Consider the following 23,131-nt stretch of genomic DNA (forward strand, 5'->3'; position numbering starts at 1 on the left):
TGTTCATATTCAGTTCATATTGTCGTCATGAAGAGTACATCTTCGTCATATAAGCTGTCATTAACGGTTGGCATAGGTGCCATATAAACAGATAACGACAGGGGAAGATAAGTGTGACACAACAAGAGGACAAGAAACTGAGGAATGGAACGAAACTAAAAAAAGTACGAAACATTTTTCTTAAAACCATTGGAGCAATCGTTCTAGCCATTATTCTTTTTCTAGGTATTGTTTATATCGTTAACGTGATGAGTAGCCATTCGGAGCAACAAAGATTAGAGCCCTACGGTCAGCATGTATCCGTAGACGGGAAGAATATGAATGTTCTGATCCAAGGAACAGGCGAAGAAACCGTCGTACTCCTGCCTGGTCTTGCAACAGCAGCACCCGCACTGGATTTCAAACCGTTAATCGAAGAGCTATCACCCTTCTACAAAGTCGTCGTTGTTGAGCCTTTTGGATATGGATTAAGTGATGTAACCGAAAAGGAACGGACCACAGAGAATATTGTCCGTGAAATTCACGATGCCTTACAAGGTCTTAACATTGAACGTTATATTCTCATGGGACACTCCATTTCAGGCGTGTATGGACTCGATTATGTGAATAAATACGAAAACGAGGTTATAGCATTTGTCGGGCTCGATAGCAGTGTTCCGACGATAACGGAGAAGGTTGAATCGTCTCAACTCGAAATGATGAAGTGGCTCAAAAAATCAGGTCTCTCCAGATTGGCCTTGAAATTGGGTACGGACCCATTAGCTGCACTGCCGTATGATGATGGAACGAAAGAACAAATGAGAATTCTTATGCACAAAAACCTGTTTAATTCGAACATAATAAATGAAGTTCAACATATGTATTCTAATTTTAAAGCAGCTGAAAGTGTATCATTTCCCAAAAATCTTCCTATTATTTTCTTTATCCAAGCGAATCATCCCGTAACGGATCAATGGGTACCTGAGCATGAAGCACAAATAAAAAATTCTGTACATGGAAAAGTAATGCGGTTTGAAGCAGATCATTACATCCATCGTACCAAAGCCAAAGAAATTGTAGACAACTTTAGAGCATTCATGGAAGAAATCAGATAAATTCAGCATCTGCCAGCTCCTACGCCTATGACGTTTTAGAACTTTTGCTGGTGTTCATATTCAGTTCATATTGGGGTCATGGGGAGTACATCTTCATAAGTTAACATCTCATTAATGGCACATGAAGGCAGCTTAATAAACAGAGAAGGACAGGAGTAGATGAGAATGACACAAACAGAGGAAATAAAGCCAAAGAATAGAACGAGGGCAAGTAAAATAGGGCGCCTATTGCTTAAAATATTCGGAGCCATCTTGATACTCATCGTGCTGTTCCTAGCCACCACGTATACAGTGAATATTTTCAAGAACAAATCGGATCTGAAAAAGATGGAGTCCTATGGCCAGTCTGCAACCGTCGACGGGAAGAAGCTCAATGTCTTGATTCGAGGACAAGGCGAAGAAACCATCGTGCTCTTACCGGGATATGGAACAGCAGCACCAGCCCTTGACTTTAAGCCGCTAGTGGATGAGCTGGCTCCATATTACAGAGTCGCCGTGGTTGAGCCTTTGGGTTATGGATTAAGCGACGATACCAAAAAGGAAAGAACCTCAGAGAATATAGTAAGTGAAATTCATGAAGCGCTGCAGCAGCTTAATATTGATCGTTATATCCTCATGGGCCATTCCATTGCAGGTATTTACGGATTGGAGTATGTGAGCAAATTTGAGAACGAGGTAACCGCATTTGTTGGGATCGATAGCAGTGTTCCAACGCAAGGCGGCATGGATACGGAATTCCCAATCAATTTGTTTAAATTCCTCAGACAATCAGGACTAGGCAGACTGGCACTGAATTTATCCGCTGATCCGTATGCAGAAATTGCAGCATATGACGCTGAGACAAAAGAACAATTGGGATTGATTTCGCGCAAAAACATGTATAATTCCAGCATGATGAATGAAATGGAACATTTTAATGATAATTTTATAGCCGCTCGAAGACTGAAATTCCCGGAAAATCTTCCGCTTCTTCTTTTTGTGCAAGCGAATAATGCAGGAGTGGAAGGATGGATACCGTTGCATGAAGCGCAAGCCAACGATTCTGTTCTTGGCAAAATGATACCCTTAGAAGGAGATCATTATTTACACCATACCAGATCCAAAGAAATCGTGCAGGGCTTCAGAGAATATATGAAAGAAGTAAAGTAGTGTACAGAGTAAGCTTCATTCACGATTTTTCAGATATCAATTAGTGATAGGAAAACCGTCCTTTGGGACGGTTTTCCACATTTTGTCCAATTCGTCCGGTTTTTATTGATGAAAGAGAGGGATACAAATGAGATTATTTGAAATACTTTTAGTTCTATCCTGTTTTGCTTTACTACTAGATTTATTGTTTATTAAAAGAAGCGCACAGAAAACAGGAGTGGTATTGAGTATAGGAAGTAGCGTTATATTCACAGTTCAATTGTTGGTTGAGGGATACAGATGGCAGTTGCTTTTGGTATATATAATGACGGCGCTATTCATACTCATCGTTGCATTCAGGCATTCAAGCAAGATGGTGAATATAAAAATAGGGAAGCTGTTGAAATATAGTTTATCTTCCATCATCATCATTCTCATGGTTGTATCTACCGCCTTATCTATATACTTGCCTGTCTTTCATTTGCCGAAGCCTGATGGTCCAGAGAAAGTGGGTACTCAAACATTTCATTTCACGGATCCTAACCGAGATGAAGCCTTAACTGAAGATCAAGGCGATAAGCGGGAGCTAATGGTTCAAGTTTGGTATCCTACTGAAAATAAGAATAACAACAAGCGTGAACCGCTTTTTCCAAAAGACAAAGAAATGTTTAAAAAATATGTGCAGACCTACGCTGATTCTTTAAGCCTTCCCGATTTTGTATTCGATTACTGGAAGTATAGTAGAACCAATTCTTATGAAAATGTAGAAATATTGCCTTCTACAGGTCCTTATCCTTTGGTACTGCTATCTCATGGCCTATGGGACAGCATTTTTTATGTGAAAATATTTGGTTCTTCGTGTTGAAATCACTAAGGAACTTAAGGCGATATTAGGTAGTTTATACATTTACATGCGTTCTCTTATATAAAACGGGTATTGCCGCCGCTATAAGGATCATGCCCATAACAGCGGGTACGGCATATGCTGTCGGAGGACAAGAACATATACGCTTAAGTAGTCGCGGAAATCGCGGCTTTTTTGTTTTAACGATATAAGTTCTTGTCCCAAGCTGAAGACAAGAACTTATATCGTTAGCCGAAATGGACAAGAACTTGTATTCATAGCCGATTAGATAATTGGATCCCAATACAAGAAGCCAGGACCCTGTACGGAATTTTGTAATTTTAAATCTATACTCTGTATGGGCTTACTGGATTGCTATAACGTATCCCTCTGACTCTCTGTGTGTTGACATTAGATATGGAATATTAAATAGAACTTGGCGAAATGTATGAATTGGTCTGTATTCACAACAAAAAATGTTGGATATCGAATATTCGTTGCACTTAGCTCCCTACCTTCTAGCGCTTGCTCTATCGCCCCCTTTTCTATGCACCTCTATAGACTTTATGAAATGGATCATCGGTATGGGCTATAAGAAATGAAGAGAAAATAGTGCCTTACCTGCAACGTTTGTGGATGGAGAATTACTTTGTAAAGGGAAATATCCAACAAATGAGCAATTTTCACATTGGTCAGGACTTTCAGAGGAAGAACTATTACAAAAGCCGAAAGTACGCTTGTCACTAAAAGGAGATGCCTAAAATGGAACGCTTTACAAGAAGTCATTTCCCTGACACCCCGTTCCTGTTTTTTACGGGGAAGGGGGGCGTAGGAAAAACATCTGTTGCTTGTAGCCTATCAATAGCCATCTAAACAATTTAGTGACTACAAAAATAAATTCGTATGTATCTTCCAAAAAAACATATTTGTTTTCTTTTTAAAAATATATGAACCTAGCGTTAAAACACAAGTGAAAAATTGCAAGCCATCCAAAACAGTTTTGGGGTTCAGTTCAACTTTGTTCAAAATGAGATTAATTTTTAGCAGTAAAATCAATTAAAGTATAGCTTTTTTGATCAATTTTTTTATTAAACTAAAAAAAATACTTGCAACACCTTTTATAGTACTGTACAGTACTAATTATGACAAGGGGAAAATTAATGAATCAAAAACGTGTGATTGAAGTAGCTGCAACATTATTTTTAGAAAAAGGGTTTGCTTATACAACCATGGATGAATTAGTTCGTGTAAGCAAAGTTTCAAAGTCTAATGTGTATTATCACTTCTCTAATAAGGAAGAATTGTTGGAAGGGGTCGTTGATTATTGGATTGAAATGTATCAATCTGCAATTGATGGCTTACTATCTCAAAACCAATTATTAGTTGAAGATCGTATCCAACTGTTTTTAAAGCAATTATCACAAGGAGTTCAGACGAGAGAATATAAGGGGAGCTGTCCATTTATTACGCTTTATATTCAAAGCCCTACAAATGCCACAAAAGTAAAAGAAAAAATAGGTCTTTTTTTTGCAGGATTAAAAACGAAAGTTTCTCTATTACTTAAACAAGGGGTAGAGAATGGTGAATTTAGAAAGACAATTAATATTGACGAGGTTGCATCTCTTTTTATTACAAATCTTGAAGGGGCGCTATTTATTTCAGAAACACTGAAGGATGCAACTGTAATCATGAAAACAGCAGATCATTTTTTTAACTTGCTTCGATAAAAGAAGCATTTTTTTTACATTAAATTAGTACTGAATAGTACTAAAAGGAGGATTTATATGAGAACAGTATTTTTAACTGGTGGAACAGGTTTTATTGGAAAGCAATTAGTGAAGGAATTAGCCAAAGAACATGTTACAATTCTTCTATTAGTGAGATCGAAAAGTAAAGCAAGACGCATTTATCAAGAAAGAGGCATCTTAAAAGAGGCAGTTATGCACTTTATTGAAGGTGATTTGACGAAAATAGACTTAGGTCTAAGTGCTGAAGATAAGGAGTGGGTATTGAAAACGGATGTGATTATTCACGCAGGAGGCCCCATGGATATTCAAGCGACAAGCAAAGAGGCAGCTTCCGTATTTTTGAATGGTGCCCAACATATTAGTGAATTCGCTAAAAATATTCATCAATTGAAGGGATTGCAACAATTTATTCATGTTGTAGGCTATATGAGTCCCTTTGATGATAAAAATAGCAAGATTGCGATAGATGTGTTTAAAGAAGGAAACAATTTTTTGAAAATAAAAAATCCATATGAGAGAACAAAGTTTTTAGCAGATCTTTATATCCGTCAGCAGGCATCAACAGTAGGTTATCCGCTTTCAGTAATTAATCCACCAACTGTAGTTGGTAGTAGTAAAACAGGGAGTACGGAGCAAACAGGAGGCTTAGGCTTGCTTGTGATGAGTATGCGAAAAGGGCTCATGCCAGTGATTCCTGGAGGTAAGGAATATAGATTACCACTTATTGCAAACGATGAACTAGCAAAGTTTATTGTGCAGGTTTTCAGATTGGAGCAACCAACTATACAAACATATACACTTGTTGAAGATAAACAACATGATCAGAATATTTCAGAATTATTAGATGCTATGTCAGAAAGTATGAATATGACTGCACCTAAAATCTCTGCCCCACTGCCATTTATGAAAGCACTTATGAATAGTGGCGTAAGCAAAATAACCCAAATTCCTGCTGATGGGCTGAACTTTATTACAAATCGAACATTTTCAAATGGTTCAGCGAAAAAGATTATGGGAGAAGATTGGTTTAAGGAGACAAATGTAATGAAATTTTTCCCAGCCGTAATAGCTGATCTGGATTATCGCATGATGTATCAAAATGGCCAGCACAGTCATTTATTTAAACGAACATTATGTAATAATACTACCATTTACCAATCACAAGGAGAGGGTAAACCGTTTATTTTATTACATGGTTTATTAAGTGATGGAGAGGATTTATTTCCTTTAGGAAAAGAGCTTCATGAAAAAACGGGTCGACCTATTTGGATCATGGACCTTCCAGGTTTGGGACGTTCTCCTTTTAAACGAGAGAAAAACCTTTTAAATATCTATTTGAATGTAGTGAAAAAGTTATTGGAGAAAGCTACTAATGGTGCCCATCTAATTGGCCATTCATTTGGTGCGTATATTCTTTTGGAAGCATTAGTACAAAAGTACATAGATAAGAAGTATACAATTACTTTACTTCAGCCACCTGTTGCTAAAAAAAATGCTAAATCGATAAATGTTCCTCAATTTATGAACAAATGGACATTGAAATTGGCAACTACTAATTTGATAGAGCGCTATTTATTAAGTAATGGTTTATTTGAAAGTACGGAGAACATCCCTGAACATTATATTGAAAAAATAAGTAACAGTTTTACTTCTCCTAGAATTTTAAATACTACGGTTCAGCTTAACAGTTTACTATTGAAAAACGATCAAGGTGATTTCAATGAAGTAACAAAGTATAATCTTCGCATTATTTGGGGGGATTATGACAGAGGCTATTCTGCTCCTTCGCATCTTGGTAAGGTTGATTTTGTTCCATATGGTCATCATTTTCCTCTTAATCATCCGAGTGAAACGGCTAATTTGGTAATAAAAAATAGTAGTACTAGCAGATGAGTGTGTGGGATAAATAAAAAGTGGGTAGTAAGATCGTTGTGTCTTTGAAATAAAGTCGTACTGTTTGAAAAAAAAGATTGGTGTCGGGTGACAAGAACATAGTAACATTAGAAGCCGCTAATTATGCGGCTTTTTATTTTTATGATATCAAGTTCTTGTCAAAACACAATGACAAGAACTTGATATCATTCCCGACTGATGACAAGAACTTTGTTACATTCCCGATAGGTGAATTTCTGTGTAGTTAATACGGTAGCTGTAATGGTTCTAGAATACAAACACATTAGAGACTATGAGCTGCTTCCAAACTGGCAAGACATTCTTCACTCAGATATATAGTGTTAAGAAACCAATCATTCATTTTCTTTATTCAGCAATTGCTCTGCATAGATAATACAACGTTCTGCAAATTCCAGTGATTGATCTGTTATAGGATACAGTCCAGTTGTCTCTGACGGCATTTTTCTTACTTCCCAAAACTTATTCATTAACTCTTCATTTCCATCAAATGTATCATTGGAAACTGCAATCAACTCACAACCAATCTGATAGCCAGCTTCAGATTCAGGTAATATGCTATGCTGCTGACACCATTCAATTCTCCGTAATAGTGAAATATATTGTTGGGTGATTCGGTCGCTTTTACTAAGACTAGGAAGCACTTGTTCTAAAAAATCCTTCTCGTCATCTTCAAAATACTCAATCCATTTTTTCGAATTATGTTTGGCTGTCTGTACTAAATGTGAAATTCGTTTCCACGATAATTCTCCCTCAAGATCAAACATGTTGATGAGCGAGGTCGTATTGGAGATGCTAGTTTGGAGCGAAGAAAGTTGTTCTTGAAGATGATTATAGTGAGCTTTTAGTATTTCTCGGTAGGATAGCTTATCCAATAAATTCTGAATCTCTTCGAGTGGAAGCATGAGAGATTTTAGAAGTGTGATCTTTTCCAAAGTAAACAAGTTTTCTTCGGAATAGCAACGGCGTCCGCTTTCGTCCTTAAAGCTAGGTGTAAGGAGCCCAATTTGATCATAATAGCGAAGTGTTCTTAAAGAAACATTGCTTTGTTTGGATACTTGTCCTGTTGTCCAATGACTCATGATATTCCTCCAAAAAAAATGCTTGCAGGTGACGTAGCGTCACCCAATATATTTGAATTATATCACAGAGACAAAGGGGTAAGGGAATGACTGATCACTTAACGCATTGGAAACAAAGGGATAATTGGACATGGAAAGAGTTTGTAGCTTTGCTGTTGCTAGAGTTTGTATTTGTTATCGGAATTATTAAATTTGTAGTAAAACCCGTATATGCGCAATGGCTTGGAGATGAGCTGTATTCAGGAACATTGACAGGGCTTACAATAGCAATAGTATTAATGCTGGGAGTGTATTTCATAGGGCTACGTCCTAAAAAGCTTTCTTGGAGTGAAGTGGGTTTAAGATCCTTTCCTGCGAAGGATTGGTGGCGAATTCTGTTATGGACGTTCTTGCTGATTATAGGCAGCACCATCGTAATGATCCTTACCAGCTATATCGGCAATACATTTGAAAATTCTAAGACGGAATCAATTCAGCAGAATGTTACGGTCTTCAGTGTATTCATTGCGTTTGCATCAGCAGTGATCATCTCGCCTATATACGAAGAGATATTCTATCGCGGTTTTATCTATCGCTGGCTGCGAACCCGATTAGGCAGTGGTTGGGCAATGTTTTTGAGTGCGAGTCTCTTTACGATAGTCCATATTCCTACCTATAACGCGATGCCTGCGAATTTTCTTGGGGGGATCATATTTGCATGGGCGTATGAACGAACAAATTCTGTTTGGCCTGCAGTATGGGTACATGGCTTAACAAATGGACTATTTTTATTATTGACTCTGGTAATGTAACGGGAGAAAGAAAAAGAGTTACCTAATTCGTAAACAAGCACTTTGAGGCAATGACGACAAATGAGACGGGACTCATCACATGGCTAGTAGAGTTTAGGATTAGAAGAGATGAATTATAAGTGGGGCTGCCATTTGGTAGCCCTTTTTGCTCGGTTTTGAACTTGGATTAAAATGAGTAAGGCAGGATTTCCTTCATTAAAAAAAGCGTTTTATAATCACAAACTTTGTATTTTTATGGAAAAACCTAATATAACTGATAAATATATAAAAGGAGTATTAATTGAACCGGGAGACCAAGGATATTTAAAGGGTAAAAACGAACAAAATACTTTTATAGTTGATTTTTCTAACGATTTGAATTGCATTATAGGGGGGAGAGGTACAGGAAAAAGTACTATATTAAATATATTAGAAGTTATCTTCACATTAGAATCTCATTCCTATGATAATTTGAGATTTTTATGTAAAAATGAATATATTATAGTGAATTTTGTTTGTATAGAATATTTGTTGAAATTTATACCACAAGTAAAAAACATGGTAATTATGAGCGTGAGGATTTTTTTGAAGATAGAGCATTTAAAGAGGTAAACCATAATACAGGTCATTATGTTTTACAAACGCATTGGAATATTATTTATAGAATAGCTCTTTCGGTAAATTATATAGAATAGACTACCGGCGAGTACGAAACTATCTGGATGGATGCCCTTTATACATATGTACAAAATACGAGTTTTGTGAATATGTCTAAAGTAAAGAGGTCCTGAAATTACTAAATCACCAAATGGCTCTTTTTTTACTCCTCTTTGTTTTTTTTGAGTAAACGTCCATCCTTGGATTATAAGATTTCATTTTTTCGAATTTCATTCTTCATTCTCTTAGAACTATTATTACATACCAGACCGATTGGTAGCTCACTTCTGGTATTCTTATAGTAGACTTGAGCTATATCAATCTTCTTTCCTAGATCAGCATCTAACTTGAAGATTATCGATGGCAAACTCAACTCAATCATTTCATCAATCTGTTTCCATTTTGGTGCAACAGCAAGTCTTACCCCTTCTTCTATTATATTTCTTAGAATTTAAGGTGATACCTTTATTTACCAATTTATTAGATGATTTTTTAGAAATGCAAAAATAACCTCTTAAGGGCAAGACCCAAAGAGGTTAAATAAATTTGTTGTCTGTTTTTATTGAGTGTCTTCGTCACCTTCGTACTCCAAAATATCACCTGGCTGACAATCCAAAGTCTTACATATCGCTTCTAATGTTGAAAAACGAACCGCTTTTGCTTTCCCATTTTTCAGAATAGAAAGATTCGCCATAGTAATTCCAACCCTTTCCGAAAGCTCCGTTACGCTCATTTTTCGTTTTGCTAACATCACATCAATATTAATAATAATTGCCATATCATACACCTCAGACCGTCAAATCATTTTCTGATTTTATATTAATCGCTTCTTGTAGAAGTCGTTGGAGGATAGCAGTAAAAACGGCGATAATCAACGAAGCAAAAATGATGATGAGTCCCATTATTCCAAGAGGAGGGTCAACTTTATTTGCTATAAAATGGAAGAGGGGCAAACCTAATACATACAAACCACTGATTATAATCGCACAGTACTTTATGTTCTTTAACCCCTTTACAGATAATTCCGAGAACGCTGTGTTCTCGTCAATGTACCGTAAAAGATTAAAAGCCTGATAGAGAGCAAAGTAAAAAGGCACAGCCGATCCATACATCACGATGAAAATGAGATATTTCATTGGGGAAATATTTGGATACAATTTTGATGCGAAATTCGCCATATGGGGTACTAAAAATATACATAAAGCAAGAACTGCAATTCCAGCCAGAAAAATAATTACCTTTAAGAAAGTTGTTGAACCTCGTTTAACATTCATATGAAGCACCTCACTTATTTAATAACATTATAAATTTAACACGTTATTTATCGTTTTGCAATAAATCTGTATTGTTTTTAATTATATTATTATTGTTATTTATATATCCTTTTAATTTTGACATTCATTAGAATATTCACAATAAAAACTCGACCTATAACTAATGGATCGAGTTATAAATTTGTTTTTATTTATTCGACTTTCATTCATTTATATAGTTGAATTTCAGTACCCGACTTTGTTATCATTCGACAGATTATCTAATCGGCTATGAATACAAGTTCTTGTCCATTTCGGCTAGAGAAACCCTATAACAAAATTTCTATCAGGGACATTTGTAAAAGAGCCGATTTATCTCGTCAGACCTTTTATAATTGTTTCAATGAAAAAGATGATATTCTTCGATTCTGCCTGAAACAGGGTTTTAATGCCCTGTCACAGGAACTGGCTGCTAAAAAAAGCCTCCAAATGAGGGATATCACTGATAGCTTTTCTGCAATTTTTTTGGAAAATGAAGTTTTACTACAACTTATGTTAGAGCATCACCTTGAAAATATCATAGCTGATGAGCTATCTGCTTCTTTATCTACCTTTGCTTCTAAATGCACAACCGACACAAAAAATACATATATACGATTGCTTTTTTTTCTGGTGCTCTAACACACATACTATTTTGCTGGCTTAAAGATCCTCAACGAATTTCCTCAGAAGAATTATCAGAGTTACTACTAGAAATTTTTTCTGGGAATTACTATAAGCTAGACTTAACTTATTCATAAAAAGAAAAATCAAGTGGATACTCGCTTGAGATAAATTCCGCTTGATTTCTTTACCTAAATTTTAATCTCTATTTATTATTGTTTTTCAGTGCTATTATTTGCTATTCGCTTCAATAGTCCCTCAAGCCTCAATACTTTTCTTTATAGAGTATGATTTTCTTTATTGCACCAGGCAACCCAGCAATATTTATATGGTAAGAATAATTTATCGAGATTAATTTTCTACTTTCTATATAATCGTCTTTGGATACAAGTTCTTGTCCATTTCGGCTAACGATATAAGTTCTTGTCCTCAGCCCGGGACAAGAACTTATATCGTTAAAACAAAAAAGCCGCGATTTTCGCGACTCCTTAAGCGTATATGTTCTTGTCCTCCGACATCTTGGCGATAACTCCCGGAAAAAATAGGCTTCAAAAATACCTCGCTCCTTCTCGGTCAAGCAGCGCAGCATTTCGCGGAAGGTTTCAAAAACTTCACTTCTAGCGATAACCTCCGCGGGATCGAGACCGATGTTTCGATGCTTGTAGTCAACCTTTTGACTCAGTCTCGCTAGCAGTTCGTCTACCTGTCCACCCGGCTCCCTCTCTCCCACTATGTTCTTGTCCTGTGATAAGAATAGTGGTCAAAACACAATGGGGTGTGCGCTGCGTAAACTTCTGTTCTAATGGATGCTGGAAGAGGGCTTCACAAAAATAAATATAGTAACAGATGCTTTTGCAGACTGGAATGAAATAGAACTTTATATCATAAAAATAAAAGCTGCATAATACGTGGCCTTAAATGATACTATGTTACTGTCTCCCGACATCGATGCCGGCAGCCGCGTCTTAGTTGTTTATTAAACTATAGTTCTCCGTTAGTTTATTATCCTACACCAGTCATAGATATTAATATTACTTAATTCGTTCTTCTGTTTCTCTAGCTAACATCCATTTTCTATTAATTAATTGCCAATTTTCAATAGTAAATAATCTTGCTATTATTTTTTCATCTTTTTCAATGATTAGTTCATAAAATACGACAGCATTTTGAGTATCCTTTAAGCGAATAACCCTATTTTCGAATTTCTTTTTGGCCCCTAAAAGCTGTGTAACGGATTGTTGCATTCCGGTTACTGCATCATTTTGGTTAAATATCATCGGCTTTTCTTTTATACCATTAAAAAACGCTACATAGTAATCTTCAGTCATTCTTTCTAATGAAGAGGTGTCTCCTGAAATCATCGCCTCATTCCAATCCGTGATGAAATCATCGTGCATTTTTGTAAAATTAATTAATTGATCATCCAACATTTTAATTTTACCCCCTTTATATTAACTCTCAGTGTCCAATTTATTATTCTACATTTTCTTGACTCTTTCCTTCCTGTTGTTGTACATAGCCATTAATTATATTTTCGGAAATTTTATAAGCAATTTAGCAAGACATTTCGAATTAGTCAAATTAATTATATGAGCACTCCTGCCCTTTTAATGGAGTCGATATCCATTTAAATTTAAACTAACCTACCCGTTAGTTTAACAAAAATGGCATCTTTTCAACTTTCCTGCTGCCGATGAGATCATATCGGGAATGTAACAAAGTTCTTGTCATCAGTCGGGAATGATATCAAGTTGTTGTCATCGTGTTTTGACAAGAACTTGATATCATAAAAATAAAAACCGCATAATCAGCGGCTTCTAATGTTACTATGTTTTTGTCACCCGACAACCATAGAACTTTTATTACTATGAAGTTTTCTTATATTACCCTTGAACTAATGCATATTCAAAAGAGAAGTTAGTTTTACTTAGATCCATATGATATAGCTTAGGTACACTGATATTATAAGAAGTCAACAAATCATAATTTTTCTTAAACAAATATGCACTGTTTGATGTAAAAACTTCTTTTGTATGTAAGTTTTTAAAATAACTTAAGGAATCATCCCATATGTATAATACGCATGTGAATTGGTCTGAACACTCTACTCTATAAGTTCCCTTCTGTGCTCCTCCTAGAATCCTTGTAAGAGAATTTATCTGATATTCCTTCTTAAATACCATTTTTAATATCTTTTGCATATCTTTTTTTACTCATTAAACATTGTTCCATAACATATCTCCCATCATCATAATTCTACAGCAATTAAATTATACTTTATCCCCAAAAAAAATATAGACTTTTAATACAGACTGTAGTTTCATGTAGATGAAAGTTTTGGTATGGCCCGAATGCCTTACCAAGACTTTTTATATTTATAGGTAACTTAAAAGTGCCTGTCTGTATGGATTACAGGCACTTTTAAGTTCCATTCTGATGAATTTATCATCTACAACTCGATTGATTTAATACTTTGATATATGCATGCGTAACTCTTGAAGAAATACACATTCTGACAATAAATACTCTGTTGCATCTTGTAATCCTGAGACTCTGCATTTTGCGCGGCATGTTATGTCTCAATGCTCTTGTCAATCGAAACTTATTCTTTACACTTAAAGTAATTCAATGTCTATTCACTTTTTTAAACTACTTTGGCCAATATCATAATACTTGTCTAATTAGGTTTCTGTAGATAAAAAAACTAGCAACCTATACAGATTCAAATTTGTGTATCAACGCCAATGCTTCTTCATGATCAGGTTCAAGTTTTAATAATTCTCGGATGTAATTCAGGGCATCTTCTTCTAATTCTAACTCGAAACAACATATAGCTAGACAATAATATACGGTTGATACGATCTCCTCTTCGTCTTCATGTATCGATATTTCTAAAAACCGTTTGGACTCCTCGTACATTTCCATCTCGAAAAGGACCAATCCAGCATCAAGAGCTAGATCATAACGCTGCTCCATAACGTAGTACGATGACCACATCAAATGTATACCTCTCAAAATATCCTGCAGTTCATCATCGCTTGCATCTGGCAACAGCCTTACGATCTGCTTCGCACTCTGAATAAAAAATTCCGCATCATATCCACCCAAACGCCAAAAGCTTAAAATCTGCTGCAGACCCATACTATCGATCTTATTGTCCATCCATTCCTTAATACTAAAGAATTCGTCTGGACCAAAACGCTCAATAAATCGACGATAGGCTAATCTTGTATTGGAATAGTTGATCGGCGTATCCATATAGAGGATACAACCTACATTAATATTTTTATAATGATGCGGGGGAAATAACGCGATGGCTCCTCTATTTTCAAAAACATGCTGGATGGCATGGTAGTTAGCCGTAAAAGAAAAACTTCCATGTAAAATCAACTCTGGTGGTCCTGAAAACTTCCAGTTATCCAGCAAGTGATCGCCCTTGTCTGCTGTGATTAATAGGAATCCTGCCTGGGACAACTGATTCAAACGCTCTAAACAAGACAATCCCGCAACGGGGAATAAAATATGCGAGTCCTCTAATTGCTCCTGATACATGGTTATGACATTACGGTAAGGATACGCTTCTTGTTCATACTCGGGTGCCTGTCGATACTCATAATTCAATGAAATTTGATGTAATACTTCGGATGGTTGAAGTGAATCCATATGTTCAGGATATTCCACCAACACATCCGCTTCACAAATATGACCATCGCCAACATAAAGTAACTCTTGCGGGATACCATCAAAAAAGTAATTTGCAACAATAATAACAGGTTGTGCCAAATCACCTTCACTAATCGTTGTTCCTGATACGATTAAGTTCAGAACGGTATCATGAACAGCATCAAATTGTGCAAAATCGAGTAGCCCTCCAGCGATAAAGGATTGTAGCGCAGGATGCTCCCTCCAAGCTAGAACATTATTCATCGCCAAATCTGTCATCACATAACGAAACGACGGCAACGGTATCCCAGCATAATCTCTTAACTGACACAACTCATGGATTACATGAGAAGCAAGACGTCCCGCTCCTGCTCCAAGTTCCACAATCAAGACGGGCTCTGAACTATGTCCCTGACTAGCACGATCTTGAAGGAAACCAAATATCATTTCCGCATAGGAAGTAGCAATCATTGGATTACTCGTTATGTATTGAGGAACTTGGTCATTATTCCAAGCCTTCATACCCTTTTGTTCATAGTACGCCCGCTGCAAATCCCATATAGGCGCCTCGCTAAAGCGATAACGTTGTTGTTTAAGATCTGTCATTCCATCTTAGCCTGCTCTCTGTTAGTTACTTACTACATGATTATTACATAAATCAGCTTTGCTTTAAAAATAATCTTATTTGGGTTTAATCTCTAATTAGATTAGGCTCAACTTTTTACTCCTTATATTCCCCACAATAGATTGACCGGATTCCACTCGTATAAGGAACTTGGACCTTCTAGTAAGCGATCCCCGTTACTTATAATACGGTTCACCGCACTGTAAAGGCAAGTTTTTAGAAAAATAGGCTACCCTGACGGATAGCCCCAAATAATTAGGATGCGTTTGCTCGAATTAAATAGTAGAATCCTGTCGTCTTTATTCCCTTTTCACTTGAGTGTTTCTCAAATTGTGAAACGATCCGATTGTAACATTCGTCCCTAACATATTTTCTAAATCCGTCACTTTGCCCAAAGCAAACCATTTCAACCACATCTTCAGGAGTTGGGATCCAAATGATTTCTTTCAAGGCAGACATTTCAATGTTAGTTAGACCACTCGTTTCTAATCTCTCTTGAATCTTATCAAGTATCGGGGTACCCACTGAAGGCGGACCGAATAGCCCCGGAAAGTATGTCCCAAGCTCTCCTCCATCACCGTTGCCGTCACCGGGATGAAACAATAGAATCGTCCCACCTGGCAATCAGATGGGGGCTATTTTACGCTTACGACCAGGGCAGTGTGTGCAATCAGTAGCAGGAATCTTTAGAAAAGCTGATATTCCCTACCTCTCCCTCGGGAATGGGACAGTATTTCTGACCCTTCAAAGTGCTCCTATTAATTACCGAAGGAGATTAATAGGAGCAGCCTATTCTTGATTTCACAACGATGATTTAAGCCTGTACCAAGAAGAAAGCCCGGCAATCCACATCTCGGGTTTGCTGGGCTTCAATCTTAGATTAAGTAGTCAAATTTCGATCATTTCATTCCTTATTATAGGAATGCTCTCGATCCATGCCGGCAGCTGCGTTTTAGTTATTTATTAAGCTATAGTGACTTTAAACGGGATACGTATACCGTGCGCCATCAGCCACCAATTGGAAGGTGCGGTCCTTTTGCTGCAAGATCATGGTGTATGTCCCTTCAGAGCCCCAATTTTCAATGGCAAGGGAATAGCCGCTTTTCGACTTGGTGACGAACAATACGTTGAACCATTCCGGCTTAATCTCGCCACCATCTTCAACCCGCCAGGTCGAATTCGGATCATCATTTCCGACCATGTCCTGGAAGACTAACCCTTTTGGTGTCGACAACACGATGCTTGCAAGCGGCAGCTGGCCTTTGCCTCGTTGGAATTCCACAAGGCCGATCTGTATCTCTTTTGATACCTCGCCAATGAGTCCTTGCTTTTTAATTTTCCGTTTCTTGATGCTCTCAACGGAGCGGAGGGTCGTCTTGGTAAACCCGCCTTTGGTGAGCGCTTTGTACTTCAGAAACGTATGGCCTTGGAAGGCGTCTTTCGTCGTGAGAATAACCGTTTCATTCTCTGTCAGCTTTCCTTTAGCGACCTTAAAGAGTTCGCCTTCGTCGTGGTCAAAATTCCAGGCTGTCTGCCGGCCGTTACTCTTCTCGGACTGCCTCTGATGCTTCACATAGGTGATTGCGGTCTGTAGCCCGGGCGCATAGATGGCTTGAATGAAGCGTTTGGGACGGTCGCTATTGTCACTGAGAAGGCGTGTTCCGGATAGATCGGAATAGGCGAAAGCGAAACTTTCCTCAGATAGCAGATCTGTTGGTTTGCTTTTGACCTCTGCTGCAGTTGCGGAGGCGCTCAGCCCTAAGCTAAGCGAGAGCAGAAGACATAAGAAGGGAAAGATTCCTTTTTTCATGAAATGAGCTCCTTTGTTTAAAAGTTAATAATAACCATATTTTAGCAACGTTTAACTCGAAAGCCAATATTGGAAGAGGTTCTATTTTCTTATGTAAAACATGAGTTAAATCAACTGAGCTAAAGACATAGGCAACAACACATATGACAAATAATTTCGCATATCACGGAGTGCGGTTATCATTATATGCAAAATAAAGTACAAAGACCTTTCTTTTTAACTGACGCAACCTAGAGTTGATGGATATTCATGATGAATTGCACAACTGGCTTCTTCCTCCAACATTCCTAACGCTATTCCGACAGAATGTAGGCACTTAAAAAGCCGCATAATTGGCGGCTTCTAATGTAACTATGTTTTTGTCACCCGACAGTATATGGCACTAGTAAAATAGAAGCTTTGCATAAAGAAATTAATTCAGTTAAGCCATAACATATTCATTTCTTCCGATAAGGGAGATAGTTCGCCTTGAACCAACGCAATGTTATTTTCAAGATCAAAATGAGACAGGACGGAAAAATCGTCAAGGCCGATTCCGTCGTAAAAAGAGCTTATTTCAACTTTATAGCCAAAGTTTTTAGAGCATGGCCATTTAGCGGACATGTTGATCGCAACAGAGCTTGCTCCCCATCTCAACGGCTCTACTTTTTTTATCAAATCCGACATTTCATATTCCATCAAAAACCTTATCGTAACTATTGAGCTTTGTTAACCCTACTTTTAATCAATCGGCAATGAGACTATGTTCTTGTCCTATGACATATTCCTTTTAATGCTTGTCCCCGCATACGAACCCTCATAGATGAACGCCCTTCTTCTTGGATTTCAGAACGTTTGAACAAAATAGGCTATAAACATCTTTTCCATGCGTAAAGTGCGATACTTTGTTCAATTCGCATTTTACTACGATCAGGATACTGATATGTACGATGCCCCGACAAACCATTTATTTACAACGCGGTATACGAAGCTGACAGATGAGCCGTTTTTCTGCGATAATCGGCCGCGATTCCTGCCTGCACATTCAGCAGTTGAATCATGTCCTTCGTGTTTTGGCCCATGGAGTCTTCCTGCTGGCCATGAACCGCCTTATTACCTTCTTGCATCTGAGGAGTTCCATCACTCTGAGGCTCCTTCATCTCGCTGAGCAAAATACGGCTTCCGTCCGCACGGACAATGTATTGCCTGATATAACCGCCCTCCCGGCATGTAACCAGTTTGCCGCTGCTTTCTTTCGATTTCTTCGACTGATCGTCATCCTGTTCTTTGCCAAGCTCAAACGTATATTCCGCTGGACGGCGGATATTCTGTTTAGGCTCCGAAAATTTCAAACTTGCCGTGGTGCCTGATTCAAGCCGCAAGTTACTCAACTCCTTTTCTTTCCATAGGTTCTCATTTATGTATCGGCTTTCAATTGAAATTTGTTTAATATTTCGGCCTCAAGCGCTCGCATTCTGTTACACTCATGCTGTGCCAAAAACGCCACAAGGGGGCCGAGTACCGCCATGCCAGCATTCGGGCACCATGTGGCATGAAGATTTGCAACGTGCATCATTTGTTATGATCCAAAAGACGCTCAAGCTCCACTGTATTATATCGGGCCGGCCCACCGTTTGAGGAGCCGGTAATTCGGATATTCATATCTGGTAAACCAAACAAATTGAAAATCGTCATTCCTTTCGATACAATTAATTTCAAACATCGTATGATTCCAACCGAAGGGGCGATCACTTGCGTAAAGATACCAAAACCATCGGTGAGGTGGCCAAGCTGCTGGGCACAACCGTTAAAACCGTCCGTTATTATGACGACATCGCTCTATTGAAACCATCGAGCCACAGCGAAGGCGGACACCGGTTATATACTCCTGAAGATATTTCCCGTCTGCGGCTGATCACAACGCTTCGCTATCTGGACTTCGGCATTGACGAGATCCGCCAAGTAATGGCCGGAGAGATTCAGCTCACTACAGCACTCGACTGGCAGATTGAAGCGCTGGAGACCCAGGTCAGTACTCTGACCAATATGATATCGATTCTGCGTCAAGCCAAAGAGCATTATTCAGCAGGCACTTCCCTGCATTACATGAATGAGCTGGTCGACTCTTTGTCGATGAATGCCGATAAGCGAAACCGGTTCATATCCAGCAAAATAGAAGAAATACAGGCGCTTGGTCAATTGCCGGCCGAATGGCAGGATACCTTTTTATATTTGTTCAATAAATATATTATCAATGAAGTCAAAGTGACGGCTGGGCAGACCGTAGCTTGGAACGAACTGCAAGCGCTTATGAACGACACGCATTATCTGGAGGATCTTGTCCGTTACGAACTGGCCTTTTTCAATATGGTCAGGCACCCCCGCGTTCCTGCTGCGGCCTGGATCAGAACGCTGGAGAACATCCGGGTCCGGGTGGAAGCGGCTCTGCAACAAAGATTATCGGCAGACAGTGCTGTTGTACAGACTATTGTTGAAGATTTTGTGATGATGTATGCGAATCAGGAACAGTTCCATGATAAAGCCGCCTTTTTCCAACAATATGCTCAATCCATGCCTCATGCTCCTACCGAGCGGATGGAACGCTTCAATAAACTGTGCCTACTCCTCAATCCTAAATGGGACGTCATTGTAAGAGGCAACGCCTTGCTGATGCAAGGATTGCAATGGAAACTCAGGCAGGAGGATCCTCACTCGGCTCCTTGTTGAAGTGTATATTCTGGATGGTCTCCAAGGTTACGGTCCAAATATTGCAAGGGCTGCCCTTTTAGAAAATGGTCAAAAAAATCAAGCGTGTACTCATTAATGAGCTCATGCGTTCCGCGCACGTCTACCCCCTCCATCCATTCAAACAAGGGAGTGAGCAGATACAGGTCCGAGAAACTCATATGTTTGCTGTGCTTAAAAGTCATCCAATAATTCCCTCCGGCGGTTACCGGCTCATACCGTGCAAACAGCTCATCATAGTAGGCTGCGATCTCTTCCCGGTCTGTCCCCAGCGCGGCAATCTCTACATCGCCGGTGTGGTCCACCCCTTTTATCGTGTCATCGGCACTCATGAGCAGAAAAGGCTTCTTCAAGCCGTCTGCAGGAATCCGCTTTTCACCGTAAAGCACACCATCCATATCAATGCCCGCTTGTATTCTGGAATCGTCCAGCAGCATTTGTACCGTCGTAGCTCCCCCAAAGGAATGGCCGAACATGCCCATATGTTCAAGATCGATTCGGCCGGTAAACAGATCGTCAGGGTCATTCGCAGACAATGCTTCGATTTGGTCAAGCACAAACTTTGCATCTTCCACCCAGACTTGATTGCGCCCGTCCATAAAAGAATACTTCATTTGTTCATAGCCCGTCTTGCCTTCCGAATCAAACTTCACCACATGCTGGTCCGGGAATACGGAAACCACGCTGCTATAGGCATGTTCAATTCCTACGACAATATAGCCGTGGCTTGCCAATTGTTCCACTTGAAACGTGTTCTGATTCTTGTAGCCCATAAATCCATGCGAGAACAAAAGCACAGGATATTTAGATTCCGTATCCGCCAGCCTGGCATTCGCAATAGCATGGGTATTGACCTGTTTCAACCCTGAGAATAAAAACTTCGGCAGCTGTAATAATTCATGCAGTCCTTCTACATACGGAGCAGGATCAGATAAATATGGCGCCGCTTTCCCTGTAGCCTTCGGACTTGCCGGATACCAGATTTGAACCATTAATTCGCGGGAATCACCAGACGCTTCAGTAAACTTTTCTTCTCGTGCAGAATCGGTCCAATGGTAGGTCGCTGTTCCTATCGCGTAGGGACCTGTGAGTTCCGCAAAAGAAAATACAGGGAACAGGAGCGGCAGAGCAATGGTCACGGCAGCATAAACCGCCGCAACTCCCCCAAGTAGTACTGTCTTCCACCTCCGCCGTGGCTTGCTTGATGGCCTTGCTGCGGATCGTAAGAAAAGTCTAGCTCCTCCCGCAATCGCCCATAGTGTGATCAGATACACCGGAATCATCGGCCACCGCAACCCTTCCACGAATGCATGGACAAGCAGCAAAACAGCAGAAATGCCGCTGCTTATCAGCCATCCACGCTGTGATTTGGGTCGCCCTAGGGTTAACAGCCCCATTAATAATACATTAAATAAGACAAGCCCGATTTCAATTAATCTCATGATTCTATAATCCTCCTTAAATTTCTCTTCTGGCTGCCGACCTGATTCCAAGTATAAAACCTCCTGTTAGAGGAGAATCAACAGTTATTTATTCGATGAATGAGGAATCAGCAAAGCAGCGGAAGAGAAATTATTTAACTACACAAAACTTCATCTATCGGGAATGTAACAAAGTTCTTGTCATCAGTCGGGAATGATATCAATTTCTTGTCATTGTGTTTTGACAAGAAATTGATATCATAAAAATAAAAAGCCGCTTAATTAGCGGCTTCTAATGTTACTATGTTTTTGTCACCTGACATTTGTTCACAAACGAACGTTTATATTTAGCTCTACTCTTTTTATAATCCTCATTACGGCCCTCTAACCTATTTAAAGTGTCTCTGTGCTTTGTATACACATATACCGCTTAGGCTATCTTATCCCTCGCAACGAGATGTCATCACTGGCTTTAAAGACTCTGTAATCCTCCCTATTGGAAACGGATGCTTCGACGATTATCTTAATAAAAATTCTATATATTTATAGTTTAGTAGGTAAGGAATTTAAAAATTTCACCCGGTTTTCATTCTTACCTGTAGATACATATCCACAGTGTAACCATTGAATGTTTTTCATTCCTACGGCTTTCAATGTCGCTTTAATAAAAGTCTTTTTTATACCATTACCTCCCAAAAATTGAATATACCATTTAGGAGCTTGGCCAGTTGTGATAACTTTTACTGACTGAATATTATTTAGTAACCCCTTCATTGTTCCACTCTTATTTTCAATATAAGCAAAATCTTTAAGAAGTACTTTATCAAGAAATCCCTTTAGAATAGCTGGGATATTATACCACCAGACTGGAAAAATAAATATTACCTCAGTACTCGATTCTAACATTGACTGATATTTACCAACTAATTCATTGCCATACTTCCCCTTTGAATATAGTTTCAATTCATTTGCGTGATAAGTTGGGTCAAAATCATCTTGATATAAATCAATAATTTGAAACAGCTGATTTCTTTCTTTAAATGTATCTACTACTTTAGATAATATTGCATGATTAAAACTTCCATCCCATGGGTGAACATATACTATGGTTTTCATACTTTTTATTCTCCTTTAATAGTTAATTAAGGTGGTGTATTAATATGCAACAGTGCACACACATGCACATAATAACTTAAAAAAATTTAGATCATCAACTATTTAAAAGCTTTTCTAATTGATCAGTTGTTAATTTAAACTTTTCAAATATCGTTTGGCTATTTACTTCGTAATAAGTATTTCTTCCTTTTTTTGTTTTTGAAACAATTTCAAGACTATACATTAAATCTAAATGCCTTGAGATAACTGACCTATCCTGTGGAAGATTTCCAGCAATATCTGTTATGTTTTTCGCCCCATAAACTGCCAAATATCTAATAATTTCAATTCTAACAGGATCAAATAGTGCTTTATAAAAGTCAAAATCAATAGCATTATTAATTTCGTTTGAACATTTAAGCTCTTCTTCTCTATTCATATTTGTCTCACCACCTGTAAGTATGATATATGCATAGGTATGCACATGTCAAGTCTAAAAGATTAAGAAACGCCCTTGAAGAATAACTGCACCTTTAACCTCAATGGTATATCTTTTTATGGCATAACGAACCCGCCGAACAACGTTTTTTCTTTTTCCGCTTGCGCGGCGGGTTTTTTTGCCGTATTTTATTGTGGTATAACT

Annotated in this window: 22 protein-coding genes and 2 pseudogenes; 11 read left to right on the forward strand and 13 right to left on the reverse strand. The window is 38.4% G+C overall.

Going from position 1 to position 23,131, the window contains the following annotated elements; genetic code table 11:
* Window positions 1-113: 113 nt before the first annotated feature.
* The 3 genes from EI981_RS14360 to EI981_RS14370 all read left to right on the forward strand — a co-directional run bounded on the left by EI981_RS14360 (window position 114) and on the right by EI981_RS14370 (window position 3,087).
* Entirely contained in the window at window positions 114-1,094 is a 981-nt protein-coding gene (locus EI981_RS14360) for an alpha/beta hydrolase (RefSeq protein ID WP_126999224.1), read from the forward strand.
* Window positions 1,095-1,259: 165 nt separating this feature from the next.
* A complete protein-coding gene (locus EI981_RS14365; protein WP_126999226.1) occupies window positions 1,260-2,243 on the forward strand; it encodes an alpha/beta hydrolase in 984 nt (327 codons plus the stop codon).
* Window positions 2,244-2,370: 127 nt separating this feature from the next.
* Window positions 2,371-3,087: an alpha/beta hydrolase gene (locus tag EI981_RS14370; protein ID WP_227011425.1), complete on the forward strand. Its 717-nt coding sequence runs from the start codon at window positions 2,371-2,373 to the stop codon at window positions 3,085-3,087.
* A gap of 34 nt (window positions 3,088-3,121) precedes the next feature.
* Here EI981_RS14370 and EI981_RS30260 read toward each other — a convergent pair.
* A pseudogene (locus tag EI981_RS30260) lies at window positions 3,122-3,205 on the reverse strand (MFS transporter); the annotation flags it as partial.
* Between the two features lie 493 nt (window positions 3,206-3,698).
* Here EI981_RS30260 and EI981_RS14380 point away from each other — a divergent pair.
* The 4 genes from EI981_RS14380 (at window position 3,699) to EI981_RS14395 (ending at window position 6,707) form a co-directional block, all read left to right on the forward strand.
* Window positions 3,699-3,827: an arsenic metallochaperone ArsD family protein gene (locus tag EI981_RS14380; RefSeq protein ID WP_227011426.1), complete on the forward strand. Its 129-nt coding sequence runs from the start codon at window positions 3,699-3,701 to the stop codon at window positions 3,825-3,827.
* A gap of 1 nt (window position 3,828) precedes the next feature.
* The gene (locus EI981_RS14385) at window positions 3,829-3,939 is read left to right on the forward strand and encodes an ArsA-related P-loop ATPase (protein WP_227011427.1); all 111 of its coding nucleotides are present in this window, start codon (window positions 3,829-3,831) and stop codon (window positions 3,937-3,939) included.
* 287 nt (window positions 3,940-4,226) lie between these two features.
* On the forward strand, window positions 4,227-4,793 hold the full coding sequence (locus EI981_RS14390; protein WP_126999230.1) for a TetR/AcrR family transcriptional regulator: 567 nt from the start codon (window positions 4,227-4,229) through the stop codon (window positions 4,791-4,793).
* Between the two features lie 57 nt (window positions 4,794-4,850).
* A complete protein-coding gene (locus EI981_RS14395) occupies window positions 4,851-6,707 on the forward strand; it encodes an alpha/beta fold hydrolase (RefSeq protein WP_126999232.1) in 1,857 nt (618 codons plus the stop codon).
* 353 nt (window positions 6,708-7,060) lie between these two features.
* Here the strand turns inward: EI981_RS14395 and EI981_RS14400 are convergent, their stop codons facing one another.
* Window positions 7,061-7,807: a MerR family transcriptional regulator gene (locus tag EI981_RS14400; protein ID WP_126999234.1), complete on the reverse strand. Its 747-nt coding sequence runs from the start codon at window positions 7,805-7,807 to the stop codon at window positions 7,061-7,063.
* A gap of 86 nt (window positions 7,808-7,893) precedes the next feature.
* On the opposite strand from EI981_RS14400, the gene EI981_RS14405 reads away from it, so the two are divergent.
* Window positions 7,894-8,598 carry a CPBP family intramembrane glutamic endopeptidase gene (locus EI981_RS14405; RefSeq protein ID WP_126999236.1) on the forward strand — a complete coding sequence of 235 codons (705 nt, stop codon included), beginning with the start codon at window positions 7,894-7,896 and terminating at the stop codon, window positions 8,596-8,598.
* A gap of 171 nt (window positions 8,599-8,769) precedes the next feature.
* Complete coding sequence (locus EI981_RS14410) at window positions 8,770-9,189, forward strand: AAA family ATPase (protein ID WP_126999238.1); 420 nt, start codon at window positions 8,770-8,772, stop codon at window positions 9,187-9,189.
* Window positions 9,190-9,793: 604 nt separating this feature from the next.
* Here the strand turns inward: EI981_RS14410 and EI981_RS14415 are convergent.
* Together EI981_RS14415 and EI981_RS14420 are read right to left on the reverse strand one after the other, a co-directional pair.
* A complete protein-coding gene (locus tag EI981_RS14415; RefSeq protein ID WP_126999240.1) occupies window positions 9,794-10,012 on the reverse strand; it encodes a helix-turn-helix domain-containing protein in 219 nt (72 codons plus the stop codon).
* A gap of 10 nt (window positions 10,013-10,022) precedes the next feature.
* A complete protein-coding gene (locus tag EI981_RS14420; RefSeq protein WP_126999242.1) occupies window positions 10,023-10,508 on the reverse strand; it encodes a DUF2975 domain-containing protein in 486 nt (161 codons plus the stop codon).
* A 270-nt stretch (window positions 10,509-10,778) separates the two neighbouring features.
* Between EI981_RS14420 and EI981_RS14425 the strand changes: the two genes are divergently transcribed.
* Window positions 10,779-11,168, forward strand: a complete 390-nt coding sequence (locus EI981_RS14425) for a TetR/AcrR family transcriptional regulator (protein WP_126999244.1) — start codon at window positions 10,779-10,781, stop codon at window positions 11,166-11,168.
* Window positions 11,169-12,181: 1,013 nt separating this feature from the next.
* Here the strand turns inward: EI981_RS14425 and EI981_RS14430 are convergent.
* From EI981_RS14430 to EI981_RS14455, 6 genes and pseudogenes are all read right to left on the reverse strand, one after another.
* Window positions 12,182-12,580, reverse strand: a complete 399-nt coding sequence (locus EI981_RS14430; RefSeq protein WP_126999246.1) for a hypothetical protein — start codon at window positions 12,578-12,580, stop codon at window positions 12,182-12,184.
* 1,282 nt (window positions 12,581-13,862) lie between these two features.
* Window positions 13,863-15,419 (reverse strand): tetratricopeptide repeat protein, encoded by a 1,557-nt coding sequence (locus EI981_RS14435; RefSeq protein ID WP_126999248.1) that lies wholly within the window; start codon window positions 15,417-15,419, stop codon window positions 13,863-13,865.
* A gap of 274 nt (window positions 15,420-15,693) precedes the next feature.
* Window positions 15,694-16,041 carry a hypothetical protein gene (locus EI981_RS14440; RefSeq protein ID WP_126999250.1) on the reverse strand — a complete coding sequence of 116 codons (348 nt, stop codon included), beginning with the start codon at window positions 16,039-16,041 and terminating at the stop codon, window positions 15,694-15,696.
* Between the two features lie 376 nt (window positions 16,042-16,417).
* Entirely contained in the window at window positions 16,418-17,248 is an 831-nt protein-coding gene (locus EI981_RS14445; RefSeq protein WP_126999252.1) for a hypothetical protein, read from the reverse strand.
* A gap of 432 nt (window positions 17,249-17,680) precedes the next feature.
* Window positions 17,681-17,932, reverse strand: a pseudogene (locus EI981_RS14450) (cyanophycinase); the annotation flags it as partial.
* A 266-nt stretch (window positions 17,933-18,198) separates the two neighbouring features.
* Window positions 18,199-18,609, reverse strand: coding sequence for a hypothetical protein (locus EI981_RS14455; protein WP_126999254.1), 411 nt, complete (start codon window positions 18,607-18,609; stop codon window positions 18,199-18,201).
* 370 nt (window positions 18,610-18,979) lie between these two features.
* Between EI981_RS14455 and EI981_RS14460 the strand changes: the two genes are divergently transcribed.
* The gene (locus EI981_RS14460) at window positions 18,980-19,954 is read left to right on the forward strand and encodes a MerR family transcriptional regulator (RefSeq protein ID WP_126999256.1); all 975 of its coding nucleotides are present in this window, start codon (window positions 18,980-18,982) and stop codon (window positions 19,952-19,954) included.
* Here the strand turns inward: EI981_RS14460 and EI981_RS14465 are convergent.
* The 3 genes from EI981_RS14465 to EI981_RS14475 form a co-directional block, all read right to left on the reverse strand.
* Window positions 19,936-21,414 carry an alpha/beta hydrolase gene (locus EI981_RS14465; RefSeq protein WP_126999258.1) on the reverse strand — a complete coding sequence of 493 codons (1,479 nt, stop codon included), beginning with the start codon at window positions 21,412-21,414 and terminating at the stop codon, window positions 19,936-19,938. The two genes, EI981_RS14460 and EI981_RS14465, sit on opposite strands and share 19 nt — an antisense overlap.
* A gap of 522 nt (window positions 21,415-21,936) precedes the next feature.
* Window positions 21,937-22,509, reverse strand: a complete 573-nt coding sequence (locus EI981_RS14470; RefSeq protein ID WP_126999260.1) for an NAD(P)H-dependent oxidoreductase — start codon at window positions 22,507-22,509, stop codon at window positions 21,937-21,939.
* A 94-nt stretch (window positions 22,510-22,603) separates the two neighbouring features.
* The gene (locus EI981_RS14475) at window positions 22,604-22,927 is read right to left on the reverse strand and encodes an ArsR/SmtB family transcription factor (RefSeq protein ID WP_126999262.1); all 324 of its coding nucleotides are present in this window, start codon (window positions 22,925-22,927) and stop codon (window positions 22,604-22,606) included.
* Window positions 22,928-23,131 lie beyond the last annotated feature (204 nt).

It is taken from the genome of Paenibacillus lutimineralis, from assembly GCF_003991425.1.
In the GTDB taxonomy this organism is placed as follows: Bacteria; Bacillota; Bacilli; order Paenibacillales; family Paenibacillaceae; genus Fontibacillus; species Fontibacillus lutimineralis.

Bases quoted from the DNA above. Each gene is read 5' to 3' on its own strand.
- EI981_RS14395 (WP_126999232.1), top strand. From the start codon at position 4,851: ATGAGAACAGTATTTTTAACTGGTGGAACAGGTTTTATTGGAAAGCAA.
- EI981_RS14405 (WP_126999236.1), top strand. From the start codon at position 7,894: ATGACTGATCACTTAACGCATTGGAAACAAAGGGATAATTGGACATGG.
- EI981_RS14385 (WP_227011427.1), top strand. From the start codon at position 3,829: ATGGAACGCTTTACAAGAAGTCATTTCCCTGACACCCCGTTCCTGTTT.
- EI981_RS14400 (WP_126999234.1), bottom strand. From the start codon at position 7,807: ATGAGTCATTGGACAACAGGACAAGTATCCAAACAAAGCAATGTTTCT.
- EI981_RS14365 (WP_126999226.1), top strand. From the start codon at position 1,260: ATGACACAAACAGAGGAAATAAAGCCAAAGAATAGAACGAGGGCAAGT.
- EI981_RS14425 (WP_126999244.1), top strand. From the start codon at position 10,779: ATGAATACAAGTTCTTGTCCATTTCGGCTAGAGAAACCCTATAACAAA.
- EI981_RS14475 (WP_126999262.1), bottom strand. From the start codon at position 22,927: ATGAATAGAGAAGAAGAGCTTAAATGTTCAAACGAAATTAATAATGCT.
- EI981_RS14420 (WP_126999242.1), bottom strand. From the start codon at position 10,508: ATGAATGTTAAACGAGGTTCAACAACTTTCTTAAAGGTAATTATTTTT.
- EI981_RS14465 (WP_126999258.1), bottom strand. From the start codon at position 21,414: ATGAGATTAATTGAAATCGGGCTTGTCTTATTTAATGTATTATTAATG.
- EI981_RS14410 (WP_126999238.1), top strand. From the start codon at position 8,770: ATGAGTAAGGCAGGATTTCCTTCATTAAAAAAAGCGTTTTATAATCAC.
- EI981_RS14430 (WP_126999246.1), bottom strand. From the start codon at position 12,580: ATGTTGGATGATCAATTAATTAATTTTACAAAAATGCACGATGATTTC.
- EI981_RS14370 (WP_227011425.1), top strand. From the start codon at position 2,371: ATGAGATTATTTGAAATACTTTTAGTTCTATCCTGTTTTGCTTTACTA.
- EI981_RS14470 (WP_126999260.1), bottom strand. From the start codon at position 22,509: ATGAAAACCATAGTATATGTTCACCCATGGGATGGAAGTTTTAATCAT.
- EI981_RS14415 (WP_126999240.1), bottom strand. From the start codon at position 10,012: ATGGCAATTATTATTAATATTGATGTGATGTTAGCAAAACGAAAAATG.
- EI981_RS14390 (WP_126999230.1), top strand. From the start codon at position 4,227: ATGAATCAAAAACGTGTGATTGAAGTAGCTGCAACATTATTTTTAGAA.
- EI981_RS14435 (WP_126999248.1), bottom strand. From the start codon at position 15,419: ATGACAGATCTTAAACAACAACGTTATCGCTTTAGCGAGGCGCCTATA.
- EI981_RS14445 (WP_126999252.1), bottom strand. From the start codon at position 17,248: ATGAAAAAAGGAATCTTTCCCTTCTTATGTCTTCTGCTCTCGCTTAGC.